The sequence below is a fragment of the Candidatus Dechloromonas phosphoritropha genome, from assembly GCA_016722705.1.
Classification (GTDB): domain Bacteria; phylum Pseudomonadota; class Gammaproteobacteria; order Burkholderiales; family Rhodocyclaceae; genus Azonexus; species Azonexus phosphoritrophus.
The window spans coordinates 36285-52740 of the sequence record JADKGN010000002.1 but is presented as its reverse complement, the minus strand read 5'-3'; the positions used below and the strand labels follow the sequence as shown (position 1 = coordinate 52740).

Annotated in this window: 15 protein-coding genes and 1 pseudogene; 9 read left to right on the top strand and 7 right to left on the bottom strand. The window is 58.8% G+C overall.

Annotated elements, in window-relative coordinates; translation table 11 throughout:
* The first annotated feature begins 39 nt into the window (after positions 1 to 39).
* From IPP03_05645 to IPP03_05630, 4 genes are read left to right on the top strand one after another with little or no spacing between them, the layout of a single operon-like run.
* A complete protein-coding gene (locus IPP03_05645) occupies positions 40 to 1023 on the top strand; it encodes a hypothetical protein (protein MBL0352150.1) in 984 nt (327 codons plus the stop codon).
* 37 nt (positions 1024 to 1060) lie between these two features.
* Positions 1061 to 1699, top strand: a complete 639-nt coding sequence (locus tag IPP03_05640; GenBank protein ID MBL0352149.1) for a DJ-1/PfpI family protein — start codon at positions 1061 to 1063, stop codon at positions 1697 to 1699.
* Entirely contained in the window at positions 1699 to 2784 is a 1086-nt protein-coding gene (locus IPP03_05635) for an aldo/keto reductase (GenBank protein ID MBL0352148.1), read from the top strand. Before IPP03_05640 ends, IPP03_05635 begins: the two co-directional genes overlap by 1 nt.
* Entirely contained in the window at positions 2781 to 3095 is a 315-nt protein-coding gene (locus IPP03_05630; protein ID MBL0352147.1) for an antibiotic biosynthesis monooxygenase, read from the top strand. The genes IPP03_05635 and IPP03_05630 overlap by 4 nt, the downstream gene beginning before the upstream one ends.
* A gap of 953 nt (positions 3096 to 4048) precedes the next feature.
* On the opposite strand, the gene IPP03_05625 is transcribed toward IPP03_05630, so the two are convergent.
* Positions 4049 to 5230 carry a hypothetical protein gene (locus IPP03_05625; GenBank protein MBL0352146.1) on the bottom strand — a complete coding sequence of 394 codons (1182 nt, stop codon included), beginning with the start codon at positions 5228 to 5230 and terminating at the stop codon, positions 4049 to 4051.
* Positions 5231 to 5517: 287 nt separating this feature from the next.
* On the opposite strand from IPP03_05625, the gene IPP03_05620 reads away from it, so the two are divergent.
* Positions 5518 to 5850, top strand: coding sequence for a cupin domain-containing protein (locus tag IPP03_05620; protein ID MBL0352145.1), 333 nt, complete (start codon positions 5518 to 5520; stop codon positions 5848 to 5850).
* 112 nt (positions 5851 to 5962) lie between these two features.
* Here the strand turns inward: IPP03_05620 and IPP03_05615 are convergent, their stop codons facing one another.
* Positions 5963 to 6286, bottom strand: a complete 324-nt coding sequence (locus tag IPP03_05615; GenBank protein ID MBL0352144.1) for a ferredoxin family protein — start codon at positions 6284 to 6286, stop codon at positions 5963 to 5965.
* Positions 6287 to 6359: 73 nt separating this feature from the next.
* Here IPP03_05615 and IPP03_05610 point away from each other — a divergent pair, with 73 nt between their 5' ends.
* Both IPP03_05610 and IPP03_05605 read left to right on the top strand, forming a co-directional pair.
* The gene (locus IPP03_05610; GenBank protein ID MBL0352143.1) at positions 6360 to 8198 is read left to right on the top strand and encodes a glucose 1-dehydrogenase; all 1839 of its coding nucleotides are present in this window, start codon (positions 6360 to 6362) and stop codon (positions 8196 to 8198) included.
* Positions 8199 to 8674: 476 nt separating this feature from the next.
* Entirely contained in the window at positions 8675 to 8935 is a 261-nt protein-coding gene (locus IPP03_05605) for a hypothetical protein (GenBank protein ID MBL0352142.1), read from the top strand.
* A 130-nt stretch (positions 8936 to 9065) separates the two neighbouring features.
* On the opposite strand, the gene IPP03_05600 is transcribed toward IPP03_05605, so the two are convergent.
* Together IPP03_05600 and IPP03_05595 are read right to left on the bottom strand one after the other, a co-directional pair.
* Positions 9066 to 9410, bottom strand: a complete 345-nt coding sequence (locus IPP03_05600) for a hypothetical protein (protein MBL0352141.1) — start codon at positions 9408 to 9410, stop codon at positions 9066 to 9068.
* 99 nt (positions 9411 to 9509) lie between these two features.
* Positions 9510 to 10061: an NAD(P)H-dependent oxidoreductase gene (locus IPP03_05595; protein MBL0352140.1), complete on the bottom strand. Its 552-nt coding sequence runs from the start codon at positions 10059 to 10061 to the stop codon at positions 9510 to 9512.
* A 165-nt stretch (positions 10062 to 10226) separates the two neighbouring features.
* On the opposite strand from IPP03_05595, the gene IPP03_05590 reads away from it, so the two are divergent.
* Positions 10227 to 11486 (top strand): integrase, encoded by a 1260-nt coding sequence (locus IPP03_05590; protein MBL0352139.1) that lies wholly within the window; start codon positions 10227 to 10229, stop codon positions 11484 to 11486.
* Positions 11487 to 11620: 134 nt separating this feature from the next.
* Here IPP03_05590 and IPP03_05585 read toward each other — a convergent pair.
* Both IPP03_05585 and IPP03_05580 read right to left on the bottom strand, forming a co-directional pair.
* A pseudogene (locus IPP03_05585) lies at positions 11621 to 12148 on the bottom strand (transposase).
* 93 nt (positions 12149 to 12241) lie between these two features.
* Entirely contained in the window at positions 12242 to 15295 is a 3054-nt protein-coding gene (locus IPP03_05580) for a Tn3 family transposase (protein MBL0352138.1), read from the bottom strand.
* A 155-nt stretch (positions 15296 to 15450) separates the two neighbouring features.
* On the opposite strand from IPP03_05580, the gene IPP03_05575 reads away from it, so the two are divergent.
* Entirely contained in the window at positions 15451 to 16098 is a 648-nt protein-coding gene (locus IPP03_05575) for a recombinase family protein (GenBank protein ID MBL0352137.1), read from the top strand.
* Between the two features lie 70 nt (positions 16099 to 16168).
* Here IPP03_05575 and IPP03_05570 read toward each other — a convergent pair whose 3' ends face one another.
* Positions 16169 to 16456, bottom strand: coding sequence for a hypothetical protein (locus IPP03_05570; GenBank protein MBL0352136.1), 288 nt, complete (start codon positions 16454 to 16456; stop codon positions 16169 to 16171).

Sequence of the window (16456 nt, the reverse complement as noted above, 5' to 3'; positions counted from 1 at the left end):
AGACGCTGACCATGCCCGCACCCTTTTCAGGGTACTTCGATGTTTCCAAGACTGCGCGAAAATGTCTGGCACATCAATCCCGAGCGAGAGACGGCGCTCCTCATCACCAGCCAGACCAGCTACGAGGTTCCGGTGATGCCCGCATTGCAGTTCCTGAAGATGCGCAGCTACTGCACCGGACATCATTCGGTCGACGACATCGCTTCGCGGAGTGGCCTTTCCGTAGATGATGTCAATGCGCTATTGGGGTCGTTGCGGCCGGCCGGCGTGGTCTACTTCTCCAGCGATACCCAGGACACGATTCCGCATCCGGTGGTCCGTGACACGCTCGTGCGTGCCTGCCGCATCTGGGCCAGCGAGCTTCGCATTTCCTACATCGGCAACGAGTTTTCGGCCGGCGATCTGCCAAAGTCGGTACTGATCGGTTGGCTGCTTGAGATGTATCACTACATCCGCGATTTCCCTTCCGCCATCCAGCACGCCGCCGACCGTGCCGATGGACGCCTTGAGGAGGTGCTGACGCGGTACGCAGCCGAGGAGCGGGGACACGAAGGGTTCGTCCTCGACACCCTCGTTCGGTTGGGTCTGTCCCGCGCAGAGGTGACCACGAGCATCCCGCTGTTGTCCACGCGCCTGATCGGATTCCTGATGCGTGAACTTTTCGAACTGGCGCCCTGCTCGGCGCTGATGGTTGCGGCAGTGATCGAGGCACAGGAATTTGACGGCGATCGGATCGACGACTTCAAGCGCAGCCTGCACGAGCATTACGCGATTGACCCGCAGGCCTTCGATCCCTACTTCAAGCACCAGCAGATTGATGTCGGTCTCGGCCATGCAGAACTGCTCGGGTCGCACCTCGACTTGGTCGACATCGACGATCGGCGCACACTCGATCAGGTGGTCAACAAGATTCACGATCTCAAGCACGCATTCGATTTGCAGGGAATAGAGATCAAAACCTATTTCACTGCCTTGACCGGGAAATATTTTCCGCGCCAACCGGTTAACTTCGAGTCGATTTGACTGCTGGCGCCGGCGGCGCTTGCAGAGGGAGGATTGCATGCAAGCCCTGTCCATTGCTGACGAACAAATTCTCCGCGTCGTGATCGTGGCATTTGACGACTTCACCGACATCGATCTGATCCTAATCTGGGATCTCCTGAATCGCGTTCACCTCCCGAACTGGAGTGTGCGCATCGTCGGCGAAGCAAAGTTCCATCGCTCGATGACCGGCCTGACGGTGCCGATCCACGGCCCCCTCGACGAAGCCAACGTCGCTGACGCCGTGCTCTTCACCAGCGGCAAAGGGACGCGCACGAAGATCGTCGATTCTGAATACCTGGCGCAGTTCAAGCTTGATCCAGAGCGTCAACTGATCGGCTCGATTTGCTCCGGCGCGCTGCTTCTGGGCGCACTCGGGCTGCTGACCGGGAAAGAGGCCACCACCTATCCCTCCGCCAAACCGCTCCTTGAGCTATTTGGCGTACGCGTCGTCGAGCGACCGATCGTGATTGAGGGAAACATCGCCACTACTGGCGGTTGTCTGGCAGGGCAGTACCTGGCGGGCTGGGTGATCGAACGGCTCGTCGGGAGCGCCATCGCGCAGGCCGTGATCACTTCTTGTCAGCCCGTTGGGGAGGGTTTGTCGTTCAACACCGAGGTTGAAGCCTTGCCGACACCCGGCGTCGTGGTGGCCTGATGCGTTACCGGCTGCTGGGGCGCTCGGGTCTGCGGGTCTCGGAACTGTGCCTCGGCACCATGACTTTCGGAGAAGACTGGCACTTCGGTGCTGGCAAAGACGAGAGCCGGGCCATCTTCGACGCCTATTGTACTGCCGGCGGAAACTTCCTCGATACCGCCAACGCCTACACGTGTGGGACCAGCGAGAGGCTGGTCGGTGAGTTCGTGGCGGGTGAGCGAGAGCGCTTCGTGATTTCGACCAAGTACTCGCTGAGCACCAATCCGAACGATTCGAATGCCGGCGGCAACCACCGTAAGAACATGCACCAGGCGATCGAGCGCAGCCTGCGGCAGTTGCAGACCGACTACATCGACATCTACTGGCTGCATGTCTGGGATGCCATCACCCCAATCGACGAGATCATGCGCGGACTAGACGACCTCGTACGTTCCGGCAAGATCCTTTACGCAGGAATTTCCGATGCGCCGGCCTGGGTTGCTGCGCAGGCCAACACTCTGGCCGAGTTTCGCGGCTGGACACGCTTCATTGGCCTACAGGCGGAGTTCAGCCTGATCGAGCGAACAGCGGAGCGGGATCTTCTGCCGATGGCCGCAGCGCTGGGCCTCGGCGTCATGGCGTGGGCGCCGCTCGGCGGTGGCGTCCTCACCGGCAAATATGTTTTGAACGACGATGCGGTTCACATCGCCGATTCGAAGCGCGGCGAATGGCTGAATGGCGAGCGTCTCAAGCGGCGCTCGTTGCAAATCGCTGGCACCCTGGCGAGCATTGCCGCTCATTTGAATCGTCCGCCGGCACAGGTGGCCCTGAGCTGGATTCGCCAGCAAGCTGGTCACCTGATACCCATCGTTGGCGCGCGTACAGCGTCACAGATGATCGAGAATCTCGGTTGCTTGGAACTGACGCTCGACGCCTCGACATTGGCGAAACTCGACAATGTGAGCGCCATCAGCCTTGGCTTTCCCCATCGTTTCCTCAATTCCCGGCCTCTCCAGGATGCCCTGTTCGGGGTCAAGCACGAGCAGCTTGATGGCTGGCATCAGTTCGCCGGGTGCAGCCGCGATGAGGAGAATCCGGGGAAATGATCTACGTCATCGCTGCGATCAGGGCCCGGGAAGGGCAACGCGACGTCGTGGAGCGGCTATTGCGCAAGATCGTCCCTGCCGTACAGGCGAAAGCGGGTTGCCTCGAATACGAGTTGGCCGTGCATTTGTCGAGCGGATTTCCGGGACAACCCGCCTTCGACGATAACGAGTTGGTGATCGTCGAGAAATGGGCTGATCTCGAGGCGCTCAAGACTCATCTGGCGGATCCGGCGTACATGGACTGGTATACCAATGTCTGGCCGCTGCTGGCCGGGGCTTCGATGCAGGTCTTCAAGCACTGTGGCGGATAGCGAGTTCTGGTGGGGGTTCTAAGCCGGAACCGTCGAAATTTCCGTCATCCCAAACCCAACCCTGCCACGAGCGTATCCAGGTCGATGAGCTTGCCGTCGCTCTGGAATGTGTAGTGCCCGTTGAGCAGGATGTGCCGCCACGCGGCCGGCGATATTGGGGTTCTGGGAGTAATGGAACCGGGAACTGGTTTAAGGTGTTCACTCTAATGAACACCTCAGGGTAAGATAAAAAGATGATCCCGAAGTCCAGAGAAGAATTTCAACGCTGGGCGCGTATTCGTACTCGGCTTGCACGAGCCTCCTTCCAGTTGGAGATGGCCGAACTCGAACGCGTCTGGGCCATCGTGTCGGCTCATCGACAAGGGCTTTCCGTCCGAGATATCGCCCAACAGGTGGGCTTGGGTCCAACCCGTGTTCATCAGCTTGTCACCAGCCCGCAGGCGGATTGTGTGGAACACCCCTTATCGATGCTTCGGGAGGCGGGATGGCCTGCTCCAGAGGATCCTCTTCCTGACGCAGAGGAGCAGGTCGCAGACCGACTCACAGAGGAAGCAACGATGCTGATCTCATGCGTTGGCTGGCTGGAATCTCTCGCTGCAGGAGAAACGCCGGCAGTGAACCTCCGACCGGACGATGACTTGCCAGAGACCTGTTACGTCGGCGTGGACCACGGGCCGTGTGATCCGGGTGCTCCGGCGCATAGCCCATGACCTGGAGGAACTGGCCAGGACCAAGCGGCTGGCGGATCTGTCCACGCGCGCAAACGACGCCGACCCGCGCCTGCGGCTACGTCGCCGCCTAGCCGAACCACCCATTGAAATCTCCCTGCGGGGGACGAGCATCCCACAAAGCCGACAAGCCTGGGCGGATTACGAGTCTCACATGCAGAAAGCCGGATTCCCGGCCCCAGTTAATCCGTACCGTCATCTCGACCGTTCTGATAAGTGAACACCTTAAACCAGTTCCCGGTTCCATTGCTCCCCGAACCCCTTGCAGCCGAGCAGGATGTCGCGCAGGTCGATCAGGCTATAGATCGTCTTCTTCAGGGGCGCCAATTCTCGGGTGGCGTGCCTGTCCTTGTGTTCCACCTTGCGGTGGTGTTTGAAGAAACTCACGTCATTGACGGTCGTTTCGACCCGCAGTACGCGGGAGAATTTGTCATACACCTTGACGCCAGCGGCGCCCATGGTGTGCTTGATGCAGCGCCCCTCGATACGGGTGGACAACCGGGAACCGATCTCCTGGGCCAGTTGTGGCGTGACCTTCTTGCCCAGAAAGCTGGAGACGCGTTCTGCGTTGGCGGCCAAGACCGCTTGGCGCGAAATGGCGTCATACAGTGGAACCAATATCTGCTCACTGCGAAACATCAGGTCGGTGGAGTATTCGACTTGGCGCAAGCTCCAGTGATACGAGGATCCAAAGACGTCAAGCACTGGGCACAACCACTGCGCATAGCGATCCAGTCGCGGGTGAAGTACGTCGGGACTGAACGCATCCGCCAGCGCCTGCGCCTGCGCGATGTCGGCGACACGCAGGAAGGCGTTGTCCTGCTGGAGGAAGTCGATCCTTTCTCGCGTCAGAGTTCTTGCCAGAGCGCTGTGACCATTACAGTAGAACTGCAACCCGAACGGTGCCCACGTCGGCACACGCAGGTAGCACAACCCCAGTTCCTCGTCGATGAAATAGAAGTAGTAGTGCAGGCACTTGCCTTGATCGGGGCGCAGGTAAGTCTTGCCACTGCCTTTGTCATGCCACGGTTTGTAGCTCGGACAGGCTTCCATGGCCGAGAGCACATGCACCAAACCCGGTGCGTCGCCGCGACCGGCGAGCACTCGCGCGACCAACTCTTCCTTGCGAATATGGCTTTTGCTGACGTGCTCGATTTCAATACCCGCCGCCAGACACACCTCCTGCGCACGCTCACGAATGCGATCTCGCAGCGGCTCGGCAAATCGCGGGTAGTCGAATACCCGAATTCCGTGCGCGTACAAATAACTCGTCATTCCTGCCGCGTAGCACGCACCAGGCAGCGTGCCGGTGATAATGATCCGGTCAAAGCACGAAAGCACACCATGCATGTTCGTCGCGTATCGTTCCGCCAGAGCCATCGCCAACATGATCGCCTCCTCGGTCATTCGTCAGGCTTCTATCGTAATACCTGTTTGGTTCCGGCTCGTCCGGCTTAGGATTATTGATTTCTGGTTGAGTGACGGTGGATGCATTACGCATGTGTTTAGAACAAAACTGATGGTCTCATAATGCAGAGGGTTTTTAGCTTGGCGGGCGCGGCGTGCCGAGGTTGGTAGGAGGTGTAGCGCCACCACCGCGACCGGTAGGCTAAAAACCCTCTGCACTATGTAGAGGTTTACATAGCGGCCATCTGCGGACGGTTGAGAATACCCTATTGCTTTGGAGACTGAACATGGCCATCCCTCATGCTGCCTCGGGCGAACTGATCAACGTCGCGCCACTCGGCGAGTTCGTCAAGGGCTCGGTTTCAACGACGCTCGTCCGGGCCGATCACCTCGAGGTTTTTCGGTTGGTATTGCCAGCAGGCAAGTTCACCCAGGAGCACGAGGCCGCGGGCACGATCACCATTCAGTGTATCGAGGGCGTCGTCGAACTCGATGCGCATGGACGTACGCAAACCCTGCGTGCCGGTTCGCTGGTCTATCTCGCCGACCATCAGCCGCACGCCGTACGGGCACTGGAGGACGCTTCACTGCTGATCACCATGTTGCTGCACCGTCTGTGATGAGCAACAACGGCAGTACCTTTGACCAGCCTCTTTTAGCGTTCGACGACACCGGCATGCTTGCCGTTGACCGGTAGCGGCAAGCAGCATTGATGGGCTGCACTCAGCGAAATTAGCGTTCCAGCAATCCGCGCTTGTCCGTCAGTTTGGCGTACTCATCTGCTTCTGGCAGTGCATCTTTGCTCTTCCCAATCACTGGCCATTTCTTGGATAGCTCGGCATTCAAGGCAAGGAACTCATGCTGGGATTTAGGCAAGTCATCTTCGGCAAATATGGCCGCGACCGGGCATTCGGCCACGCACAGGGCACAGTCAATACATTCATCGGGGTCAATGGCCAAGAAATTCGACCCTTCATGAAAACAATCGACCGGGCAAACGTCCACGCAATCGGTATATTTGCATTTCACGCAGGATTCGGTGACGACGTGGGTCATTACAGGTTGCTCCCGGATGGGTAAATGACAGAAAAGGTCAGCTTCTGGATGCCATGAAGGAAATTATGCTGACGTGTCCAAGTCAGGGGAAGATACGGTTCGTGCCGACGACGGCACGTCCGACCTGCAGCTCAAGCTGGTGGAGATCGCGCTGGCACCGGTGCAGCCCCTTGTGTCGGAATTTACCACGCTGACTGTGGCCTCCGGCACGGCTTCCAGCAGTGGCCGCTTGCGCTATGGCGATCCGGCAGTTGCCGGTGCAAAACTGGCCTACAAAGGCAGCTTTGTGGTCGATAAGCTGCAGATCGACGAGGTCGAGCCGAAGCGGCCATTCGTCACCTGGGACAAGCTGACCACCGACGACCTGTTGCTCACCGTCGAACCGAATCTGCTGGATGTCGGCGAGCTAAAGATAGTGCAGCCCACCGGGCGTTTGATCATTGCCGAGGATCAGTCGATCAATCTGACCGATGTGCTGAAGAAATCCAAGGACGGCGAGCAGGTTGCCGGCGAAGCACCAGCGGCGGCGACAGCAGGCGACGAGGGTGTTCCGACCGAAGATCCGTTTCCGGTCACGGTTGCCCGCATTCGCGTCTCCAAGGGCGCGCTTGAGTTTGCGGACCTCAGTCTGAGACCGCAGTTCCGCACGCGCATGCACGAACTGCAAGGCGTGATCACCGGCCTTGGAACCGATCCGGCACGCAGCGCCAAGGTGCAGCTCGACGCGCGAGTAGACAAGTACGGTTCGGCGAAGATACGCGGCCAGATCAGCGTCTTCCACCCGGCGAAACTGACCGATATCGAGATGACTTTTCACAACCTGACGATGAGCTCGCTGTCGCCGTACGGCGTCAAGTTCGCCGGTCGCAGGATCACGGGCGGACAGTTGTCTCTGGATCTGCAGTACAAGGTTAAGGAGAGAAAGCTGCGCGGCGAGAACAAGATCGTTCTCAAGCAGGTGAAACTTGGCGAGCGGGTCGATACCCCCGGTGCTGCGGATCTGCCGCTCGATCTGGCGATAGCGATCCTAAGTGATTCACAGGGTGTGATCGATATCGGGCTACCGGTCAGCGCCGCCCTCGCGTCCACGCGGAGTGCTACACTGACCGCATCGTTCAACGTGAACACATTCAGGGAGATCAAAGTGTCCAGACTGCAAGACAAGGTTGCACTGATCACGGGCGGGGCCAACGGTCTTGGCGAAGCGATTGCCCAGCGCATGTCCGAAGAGGGCTGCGCAGTGCTGATCGTCGATCGTGACGACCGTGGTCGCGAAGTTGCCGAAAAGCTTCAGGCTGCCGGGCGCAAGGCGGCGTTTCATGCCTGCGATGTGACCATCGAGGCGCAGGTGAAGGCGGCCGTTCAGGCGGCGGTCGACCAGTTCGGTCAGCTCGACGTGCTGGTCAACAACGCCGGCATCGAAGGTGTCAATAAGCCGACCGACCAGCTCGAACTTGCCGAATGGGAGAAGGTGATGGCGGTGAACACGACCGCCGTCTTTCTGTGCACCAAACATGCCATCGCGCCGATGCGCCAGGTCGGTGGCGGATCGATCATCAATATCTCGTCGATCTACGGCCTCGTCGGCGGTGCCGACATTCCGCCCTATCACGCCTCCAAGGGCGCGGTGCGCGTCATGTCGAAGAACGATGCGCTGACCTTCGCCCCCGACAAAATCCGGGTCAATTCGGTTCACCCAGGGTTCATCTTCACAGCGCTGGTTGATCGCTACGTTAAGGACGCCGGCCAGCAACATGACGCGGCCAAGGCCGCTCTGGACGCTCTCCATCCCTTGGGGGGCACTGGCCATCCCGACGACATCGCTTGGGGCGTGGTCTATCTGGCCTCCGATCAGGCACGTTGGGTGACCGGATGCGAACTGGTCATCGACGGCGGCTACACGGCACGCTGAGGGCCTGACAAATGCGGCCGGCGGCATCTTGCATGTTTCGACTTCGCAGCGGGAGCGCGAAGGCGCCGCCGAACCACGACGCGGCAAGGTGCGGGCAGCAGCGTGGTAGACATGCCGTCGCTCATGGGCACCGCCTCGGCCGATGAGCCGCCAGGCCCCCTCAGGCACTACGCCGGCTGCAAGCGGGGGACCCGCTGTTCCACGAAGCAGCTGTCAACATCGGCTTAAATCTAGCCCACTTTCGGCCTGAATCGCCGAAGTAAATCAGACCACGCCGAACTGCCGCGCCCGGGTGTGTCTTGGCTATTTTGTCCCGCTCGAAACAAGCAACGCAAAACTCAGTATAGGATAGGATGAAATAAAAGAGGCCCAACATGTGGGGTGAATGACCGATGCTTACGAGCATTCCGCATGGCATGGCCCCTTGGAAGGTCAACGCCACAAAGTGTATGGTGACCGTATTTACAGGAGTTGCTGTGCCCAAGCTGAGCGAGTACGTCGAGATGGCTGCAACAGAATATTTGCGGGAGACTGGGCTAGACGAACTGGCCGCACGTTGGATTGCTGCGTTCTTTCAAGATGGCGGCGTTCAGGACGATTATCCGCGGCAGGACGTGGTCGCATTTTCGGACCTGGTGCAGAAAGCACTGACCAAAAAGTCAGAGCGCGCCGGAAAACAAACGCACTTCCAGTTGGACAAGATCATCCACTTCGTCCGGCATCCGCGCAAACCGTAAGGGAGAATGCGGCAATCGGTGTCAGCGGGCATCTGACAACCCTTAACAGAATCTGCCAGAAGGGTAATTAACACAACTCGGCCTGAACGGACGGTAGTGCTCAGCGCCAACTTGGTTCGCAATGCGTTGATTACTTGTCGATGGCAAACTCGGCAAGGCTGGAGGTGCGCCACCTGGAACAGAGGCACGCAACCTTGATCTCTTTTGTCTTCGCGTGGAGCCCTTTGATAAAGCCAGTATTCGCATTCACCTTAACGCTCATGGGGTGGAGGCTGGAAACGTCGAGGCGCGCTATGGTGCCGAGGGTGAGGGTCCGCCCATGTATCTCACAGACCCCGAAGGCAATGTCATCAAGTTCAGGGGCCCACCGGCTAGCTATGCCTTCCATAATCTGCACGGCGGTGACGACAACGTCGTCTAACCCGCCCAATGAGCGGTTCTCGTTCCCAGCCGTCATGTCGGTGAGGGCTGGCATCTGACAACCCTTAACAATAGCCGACCCTCGGTCGCCGTGACCTGACGGAATTTTCGGCGGTTCCGGCTTACACCCCCAACCAGCGATAGCGTTCCGTCATCAGCCTGCGTGCTTTTTCACCCACGCGACGTAGCGGTCCATCCAGGCCTGCAGGAACTTCTGGCTGCCCGCACCGATGTCGCCTGACGGGTCGAACAAACCCTCCTTGTTGTGGATGAACGCTTCGGGCTGGCCCAGCGTCGGCATGTCGAGGTACGCGAGGATGTTACGCAAATGCTGCTGCGCCATCGCTGTGCCGACGACCCCGATCGAAGCCCCCAGCACACCGGCCGGCTTGCCCGCCCAGACGCTTTCGCCATAAGGGCGCGAGGCAAGGTCGATCGCATTTTTGAGCACACCCGGAACCGAACGGTTGTATTCGGCGGTGACGAACAGCACTCCACTGGCCGACTTGATTTCGCCTTTCAGGCGCTTGACCGATTCAGCTGGGGTGCCATCGTCGTCCTGGTTGTAGTGCGGCAGGTCACCGATCTCGATTTGATTGAATGAGAACTCGGGCGGTGCCAGTTTGGCGATCGCAGTCGCGAGCTTGCGGTTGATCGAATCACGGCGAAGGCTGCCGACGACGACGGCGATGGGGTATTGGCTCAAAGGGAACTCCTGGAGGAATGACGGAATGACGGAATAAGCTTACTGCAATAGGCGTAACGGAGGGCAGGAACAGTCTTTTCCAACATGGTATGAGTCTGAACGCTGGGGTGTATTTCCAACGAGGTATGAGTCTGAAGGCGGATAAAGGGATCGATCATTGGCGGCATGGTGATCGACATGGACGAATCGAAGCTCACGACGCTGGAGCAGATAAAGGCGTTTCTCAAGGGAACGGAAGCGGTTGGGTTTTCGGCACGGCAAGAGGATGTAAATTGCTATCGACACATCGAAGAGGTTCTGCAGCGCTTCAGTTATGGCCAACTGCACCGCTCCGACAAGGGGCTGGTCCTGCGCTACCTGGAGCGGACGAGCGGCTACTCGCGCCAGCAGCTCACGCGTCTGGTCAAACGCTGGCGGGCCGGCGAGAAACTGGTCAAAGCCTACCGCCGGCCGAAGGAAGGCTTTGCCCGCCGTTTCACCGCAGTCGACCTCGCCGTGCTGGCCGAGACGGACACCCTGCACGGCACGCTGTCCGGGCCGGCCACGCGGCACCTCATGGCACGCGCGCTGGTGATCTTTGGCGACCCCCGCTACGAACGGCTGGCGACGATCTCGGTTGGGCACCTCTACAACCTGCGCAAGCAGCGCGGCTACATCGACCGGCGGCGCAGCTTCACCAAAACCCGTCCGACGGGCGTTGCTATCGGCACGCGCCGGGCACCGGTGCCCGATGGCTGGCCGGGCTTCATCCGTATCGACAGCGTGCATCAGGGCGATCAGGACGGCATCAAGGGCGTCTATCACATCAACGCCGTCGACTGCGTCACCCAGTGGGAACTGATTGCCACCTGCGAGAAAATCAGCGAGGCCTACCTGCTGCCGGTCATCGAGGCCCTGCTGGGCGGCTTTCCCTTCGGTATTCTGGGCTTTCACGCCGACAACGGTTCGGAGTACATCAATCGCAAGGTCGCCCGGATGCTCGACAAGCTAGCGGCCGAATTCACCAAATCACGGCCAGGCCACGCCAACGACAACGGCCTGGCCGAGACCAAAAACGGCGCGGTGATCCGCAAGCATCTGGGCTACGCGCATATCCCGCAATACGGCGCCGCCGAGGTCAATGCCTGGTGCGCTGGCTACCTCAATCCCTATGTGAATTTCCATCGCCCCTGCCTGTTTGCCGAGGAGATCACGGACCAGAAGGGCAAACGACGCAAACGCTATCCCTTGCCGCTGGTGATGACGCCGTTCGAAAAGCTGGCCAGCTTGGCCGACGGAGCCGCCTTCCTGCGCCCCGGCGTGACCCTCGAGAGCCTGCGCGCGAAGGCCACGGCACGGAGCGACAACGCGGCTGCCGAGCAGATGAACCAGGCCCGGCAGAAACTGTTTCTTTCTATCAACAAACGATCCCGCACCGCCGCTTGAGCACGACTTACGTAATATCAGACCTGAAGTTTAGACACACGCCACGTTTCGCCGCCCGGGATTTCCCCGGTGGCGAACCATGACAAACACAACAACACGACGATTTGACACCGACCTACGCAATGCCACGTGACTCAACACTGCCAACGCTGATCCTGACCGGGGGATGGCATCACGAAATTCCCCGATTTCGGATCTAAGGCACTCCTTACGCGAAGTCCGACAAATTGAATCCGCATCCACTGGCCAAAAAGCCCTGCGGTGATCGTAGCGCCCTTGCGCCAAGGCGCAATCTCCATCAATGGAAAGGCTCCCCACAGTTTCAAGGCAAGCAACTGCATCAAGGCATACGCCGTGCAACGAATCTGCATCCACAGCTCCAGCAATGGCTTGGACTGCTGCCACAGATTCGCCACACCCCACCAGCGCTTCAGATTGTGAAACAAGGGCTCGATACCCCAGCGCTCGGCATAGATCTCCACCACGTCCTGGGCTGTCAGACTCGTCTCGGTCGCCAGAATCAGCCGTGGGCGCGACCACGTGCCGTCGTCCTGGTGCATCTCGCACCACACCGCCCGCACCGGGAGACCCTTCAGAAAGCGGGCGATCGCAATGACCGAGCGCAGTCTCACACGCTGCGACTTGCCGTACAGCGTGAGTTTGGGTCCAATTAAACAAACGTCAGAAACGTCCCATAGGATTTTTCGTAATACCCCAGCCAGAAAGGCTTTGTGCCAATTTGGAAGCTCCCGAATTTAACCCGACACCCAGGCCGGATTTTTGGGAAGTGCCAAGCCCATCGAGTCGACCATTCGCTCATCCGAGAAATCGAACTCCCCGTGCAGGTTGAAATGCGCCCAGGTGGCGACCGAGCCATGGCGAATGGCTTCGAGCAGTTTCACCATGCGCTCTTCGCTCTTTTCTGCGGCAAGCTCCCGTGAAAGGTAGAGGTAGTTCCAGCATACGATCGCATTCTTGATCAGCCGCCGGCAAGCTTCGGCGATCTCCTGGTCTTCCTTCTCGCTTTGGATGAATTCCTGGCTGTGGCCGAACGAAACGGCCTTGGAGAACTTGTTCGAGGCCTCGACCTTGTTGAGCTGCTTCTCGATGGCCTGCCGGAATTCCAGATCGTCAGCATATTTCAGAATGAAGAGCGTCTTCGGAATCTTCCCGAATTCTTTCAAGGCCCGGTACAGCGGATGTTGCTTGGAATAGGAGTTCAGGCGCTTGAAGAGCTGCGAGGCGGTCGTCACCTTCAGCCGGATGGTCGCGATAAAGCGCAGAACCTCATCCCATTGATCCTCGATGTGGGGCTCGCGGATGTAGCGGTCGGGTAGCAGTACGTGTCCTTGCTCCGCGTAATGATTGCGGTGCTTGAACGCGCTGAGCTGCTGCCGGCCCACGCCCTTGATCCGCGGCGCAAACTCAAACATCAGGAGATGGGTCGCCGCGAAGATGATTTCCGAGTAACCGTGCGTGTCGGTCGAATGCACGTCACTCTTGACCACGTCGTTGTGCATCAGCCCGTCGATGACGTAGGCCGCCTCCCGTTCGGCGGAGCTGATCACCGTGGAGTGCCACATCAGATCGCGCATGTCGATGAACGTCACCACGCTGACGCCTTTGTCTTTGCCCAGATACTTGTACGAGTAGTTGGCATTCAGGGAGTCAACGGCCACCTCGAATTTCTGGCCGTCGCTGGAGGTGTGCAATACGTCAGGTTTGCGCCGATAGATGTTCGGCACGCTCATTCGGTCGACAAAGCGCAGGATGCGATCGTTGGCGCCCTGGACGTTCTGCAGCGAGAAATGCCAGTTGACTGCGTTATCCAGCTCGCCCTCGTCGATCTGCCTGGAAATCTGCGCCAGCTTGCGGTGGCCGATATCGCAGCCATAGCCGATGATGCCGGCAAACAGAATCTTCTTGGTCGGCTTGGCGCGTTGGTACTTGATTTGCCAATGCTCGAATTCATCGAGGAAGTGGGTGGCGTGATCCACCGTCGCGAGCATTTCCAGCATGGGGATATATTTCCGATCCGGGAAGAAAGCCCCCAAGGACAGGCATTCCACCTCTTCTTGCTTGGGCGTACTGACATGGAAGCTGCCGTTGGCGCGTATGGTCAGATACGGGTTTTCACCGGATGTGAGGTTCTGGTTCGTTTTCTGGTAACGGGCATCAAGTGCCAGATCAAGCGCGCTCAAGGTGGCCTTGCAGTCGGCGAAGCCCTCAAGCTGCGCTCGTTGCAGATACTCGGCCCGGTGGGCTTCCCAATCCGCCTTTGGGATCAGGTATTCGTCCAGGGACCGGTATTTCTCCGAGTGGATCAGATTCAGCGCGCCAGACTTGATGGCTTCGGCGATCTCGACAAAGAGCAGCGCCTTGTACAGCGAGACGCGGAACTTGCCGTCCTCGGCGGTTAGTGCGGCGCGCTGTTCGTCGGCCAGAAAATCGTCAGGGGCGCTCTTGTCAACGTTGCCCTCCTTCTGCTGATAATGGCGCAACGCGTCCCACAACGCCGGCTTGCCGCAGTTGGGCGCGAACTGCACTTGGCGCACGATGTCGGCGACGCGGTGTTGCAGCTTGAGGGAGCGCGCTTCCAGCTGCGCGAAGTAGTCCGGACCCTGCTGCAATTTCACCGCGTTTTGCTTGAACTCGTCGAGTTGCTGTTCGACCTGGGCCGGCTTGGCAGTGTCCGCATTCAGTGCTACGTCGATCAAAGCGAGCTTCTGGCTGTCGCTCAATTGCGCATCGGCAACGATATGCTTGATTGCGGACAGCGTTTCGCGGACGTTCTGCCGAAACCGCTCGACGAGGGTGGCGAAGGACTGGTTGCGCTGGTCGCGCTCCCGGAAGTAGACGTCCTTTTGGTCCTTCTGCGCGGCGTTGACTGCCGCTTGCACGGCGCTTAGCATCGTATCGATCAAGGTGTCGTTCAGCTTAAAGGTCTGATATACGACGAAGGCAATCAGGTGCAGGAAGCGGTCTTCGTCAGCGCGGCGCGAAACTTGGGGAATCTGGGCCTTGATGACCGAGTAGGCGTAGTAACGGATGCTTTCGTAGCTCAAGTCCAGGCGCTGCACGAGCGGCTTCAGGTCGAGATAGAGCGTCTGCACGGTGTCCAGGTCTGTCAGATTGGCTCTGATTTTCGCCGGCTGCGTGGATTGGTAAGGCTTTTTCAACAACGTGAGGCGGTAACGCCAGCCCTCGCCGGGCGCCTTTTCCAACAAATCGTCGAGCCCGGTGCGTTGGTTTTCGCTGAGGCACTCGTTGATGATTTCACTGAGGGTATGCTGGTGCCGATTGAGCGCCGAGACGATAAGGTCAGCCAGCACGTTGTAGCTGGGGATCGCAATTCTCTTGTGGGTCAGCACCTGGATGATTTCCAGCAGCACCAGCTTGGGCCGGAACTGGACGCGCACCAGAGCTGCAATCTCCCTGGCGGTGATGCTCTTCGCTGCTTCGTCGAATGGACCGCAGCTGAAGTAGCTCAGGATGACGCGCTGATGGCGGGCACAGGTTTCCTTGCTGTAGGTCTCGACGCGAACCTCGGTCGAGTTCACGCCGACCTGATTCGCGACGTACTCGATATCAGCCTGGCGGAATTGGCAGCCGAAGAATTTGCGCCGTGCCTTGAAGTAACCTGCCGCCACCAGGAAGCAGACTTTGTTGGTCGGTGTCCGCAAATTCACCATCGAGTCTTTGAGCATCAACGGCAAAGAGAAGTACCGTTTGCGCTCGGCGCTGTTGAGCACCGGCGGGGACTCGAACGCCTCTTTCTCCAGGGTGTTGAAGATCTTCATTCTTGGCATGGGGAGCCCTCACCAGGTGGAACATACGCAGGGATCGTCTATTCTTAAAACGATCGTTTATCCGGTAAGGAAGATTAGGCAATAATGCTTGATATTTCTATGCATATGCTTATCTGATAAGCATTACTTTCAGGTATTCATCGAATGGCGTAACCATGGCAACACAGGTGGCTGCTACGACGCCCAAAACGGTCGCTTATCTGCGCGTGTCGACCCTCGACCAGGACATCGAGAAGAACAAGGCGGATATCCTCCGCTTTGCCAACCACCACGATCTGGGCAAGGTGCATTTCGTCGAGGAGATTGCCTCAGGACGCACACCATGGCGGGAACGCCAGATCGCGCAGGTGCTGGAGGAATTGCAGAGGGGCGATGCCATCATTGTGGCTGAGCTGTCGCGACTGGGCCGCAGCATGCTCGAATGCATGGAGATTCTGGTGCTGGTGACGCGCAAGGGCATCCGCGTCTATTCGGTGAAGGGAAATTGGCAGCTGGACCACACCATCCAGAGCAAGATCATTGCCCTGGCATTCTCGATGGCGGCAGAGATCGAACGCGATTTGATTTCGCAGCGGACCAAGGAAGCGCTGCGCTTCAAGAAAGAACAGGGCTTCACGCTCGGACGCCCCAAAGGACCGGGCAAGAGCAAGCTGGATACGTTTCGACCGGAAATCGAGAGCCTGTTGGCCAACGGCTCGACGCAGAGATTCATCGCGCAGCGTTACCACACGACTGAAGCGAATCTCCACAACTGGCTCAAGAAGCACGGAATGAAGACCGCCAAAGCCCATGCCCCGGCGTGAGCGGTTCAGTTCACCTGAAGTTCAGGCCGCGCCATCGCTCAAAAACCTATGGGACTTTTCTGACGTTTGTTTAAATCCACCCAAGGATGGTTTCTTTCAGGAATGTCCTGTCCTTGCTCTGGATGGCGGCGAATAGGGCGGAACGGATAAAGCTGTTGGGCGTTCCCCGCTTCGGTTCTGGCCAAAGCGGGAGCTGAATGGGCTGCTTGGCCTCGCGTTGCCGGGTTTTCTCCATGATGCGTTCAATCGCACCCACCATGGCCTTGTCACCATTGTCGATCATGTCGCCCTCCTGCCCCGTCATTCGTGCGGCTTCACGGTCAGCTTTGTCTTGCCGCTTGGGTGCGCGCGTGTTCAT

Excerpts from the sequence above, each read along its gene's own strand:
- IPP03_05645 (MBL0352150.1), top strand. The coding sequence starts at position 40 with ATGTTTCCAAGACTGCGCGAAAATGTCTGGCACATCAATCCCGAGCGA.
- IPP03_05640 (MBL0352149.1), top strand. The coding sequence starts at position 1,061 with ATGCAAGCCCTGTCCATTGCTGACGAACAAATTCTCCGCGTCGTGATC.
- IPP03_05635 (MBL0352148.1), top strand. The coding sequence starts at position 1,699 with ATGCGTTACCGGCTGCTGGGGCGCTCGGGTCTGCGGGTCTCGGAACTG.
- IPP03_05630 (MBL0352147.1), top strand. The coding sequence starts at position 2,781 with ATGATCTACGTCATCGCTGCGATCAGGGCCCGGGAAGGGCAACGCGAC.
- IPP03_05625 (MBL0352146.1), bottom strand. The coding sequence starts at position 5,230 with ATGACCGAGGAGGCGATCATGTTGGCGATGGCTCTGGCGGAACGATAC.
- IPP03_05620 (MBL0352145.1), top strand. The coding sequence starts at position 5,518 with ATGGCCATCCCTCATGCTGCCTCGGGCGAACTGATCAACGTCGCGCCA.
- IPP03_05615 (MBL0352144.1), bottom strand. The coding sequence starts at position 6,286 with ATGACCCACGTCGTCACCGAATCCTGCGTGAAATGCAAATATACCGAT.
- IPP03_05600 (MBL0352141.1), bottom strand. The coding sequence starts at position 9,410 with ATGCCAGCCCTCACCGACATGACGGCTGGGAACGAGAACCGCTCATTG.
- IPP03_05590 (MBL0352139.1), top strand. The coding sequence starts at position 10,227 with ATGGTGATCGACATGGACGAATCGAAGCTCACGACGCTGGAGCAGATA.
- IPP03_05580 (MBL0352138.1), bottom strand. The coding sequence starts at position 15,295 with ATGCCAAGAATGAAGATCTTCAACACCCTGGAGAAAGAGGCGTTCGAG.
- IPP03_05575 (MBL0352137.1), top strand. The coding sequence starts at position 15,451 with ATGGCAACACAGGTGGCTGCTACGACGCCCAAAACGGTCGCTTATCTG.
- IPP03_05570 (MBL0352136.1), bottom strand. The coding sequence starts at position 16,456 with ATGAACACGCGCGCACCCAAGCGGCAAGACAAAGCTGACCGTGAAGCC.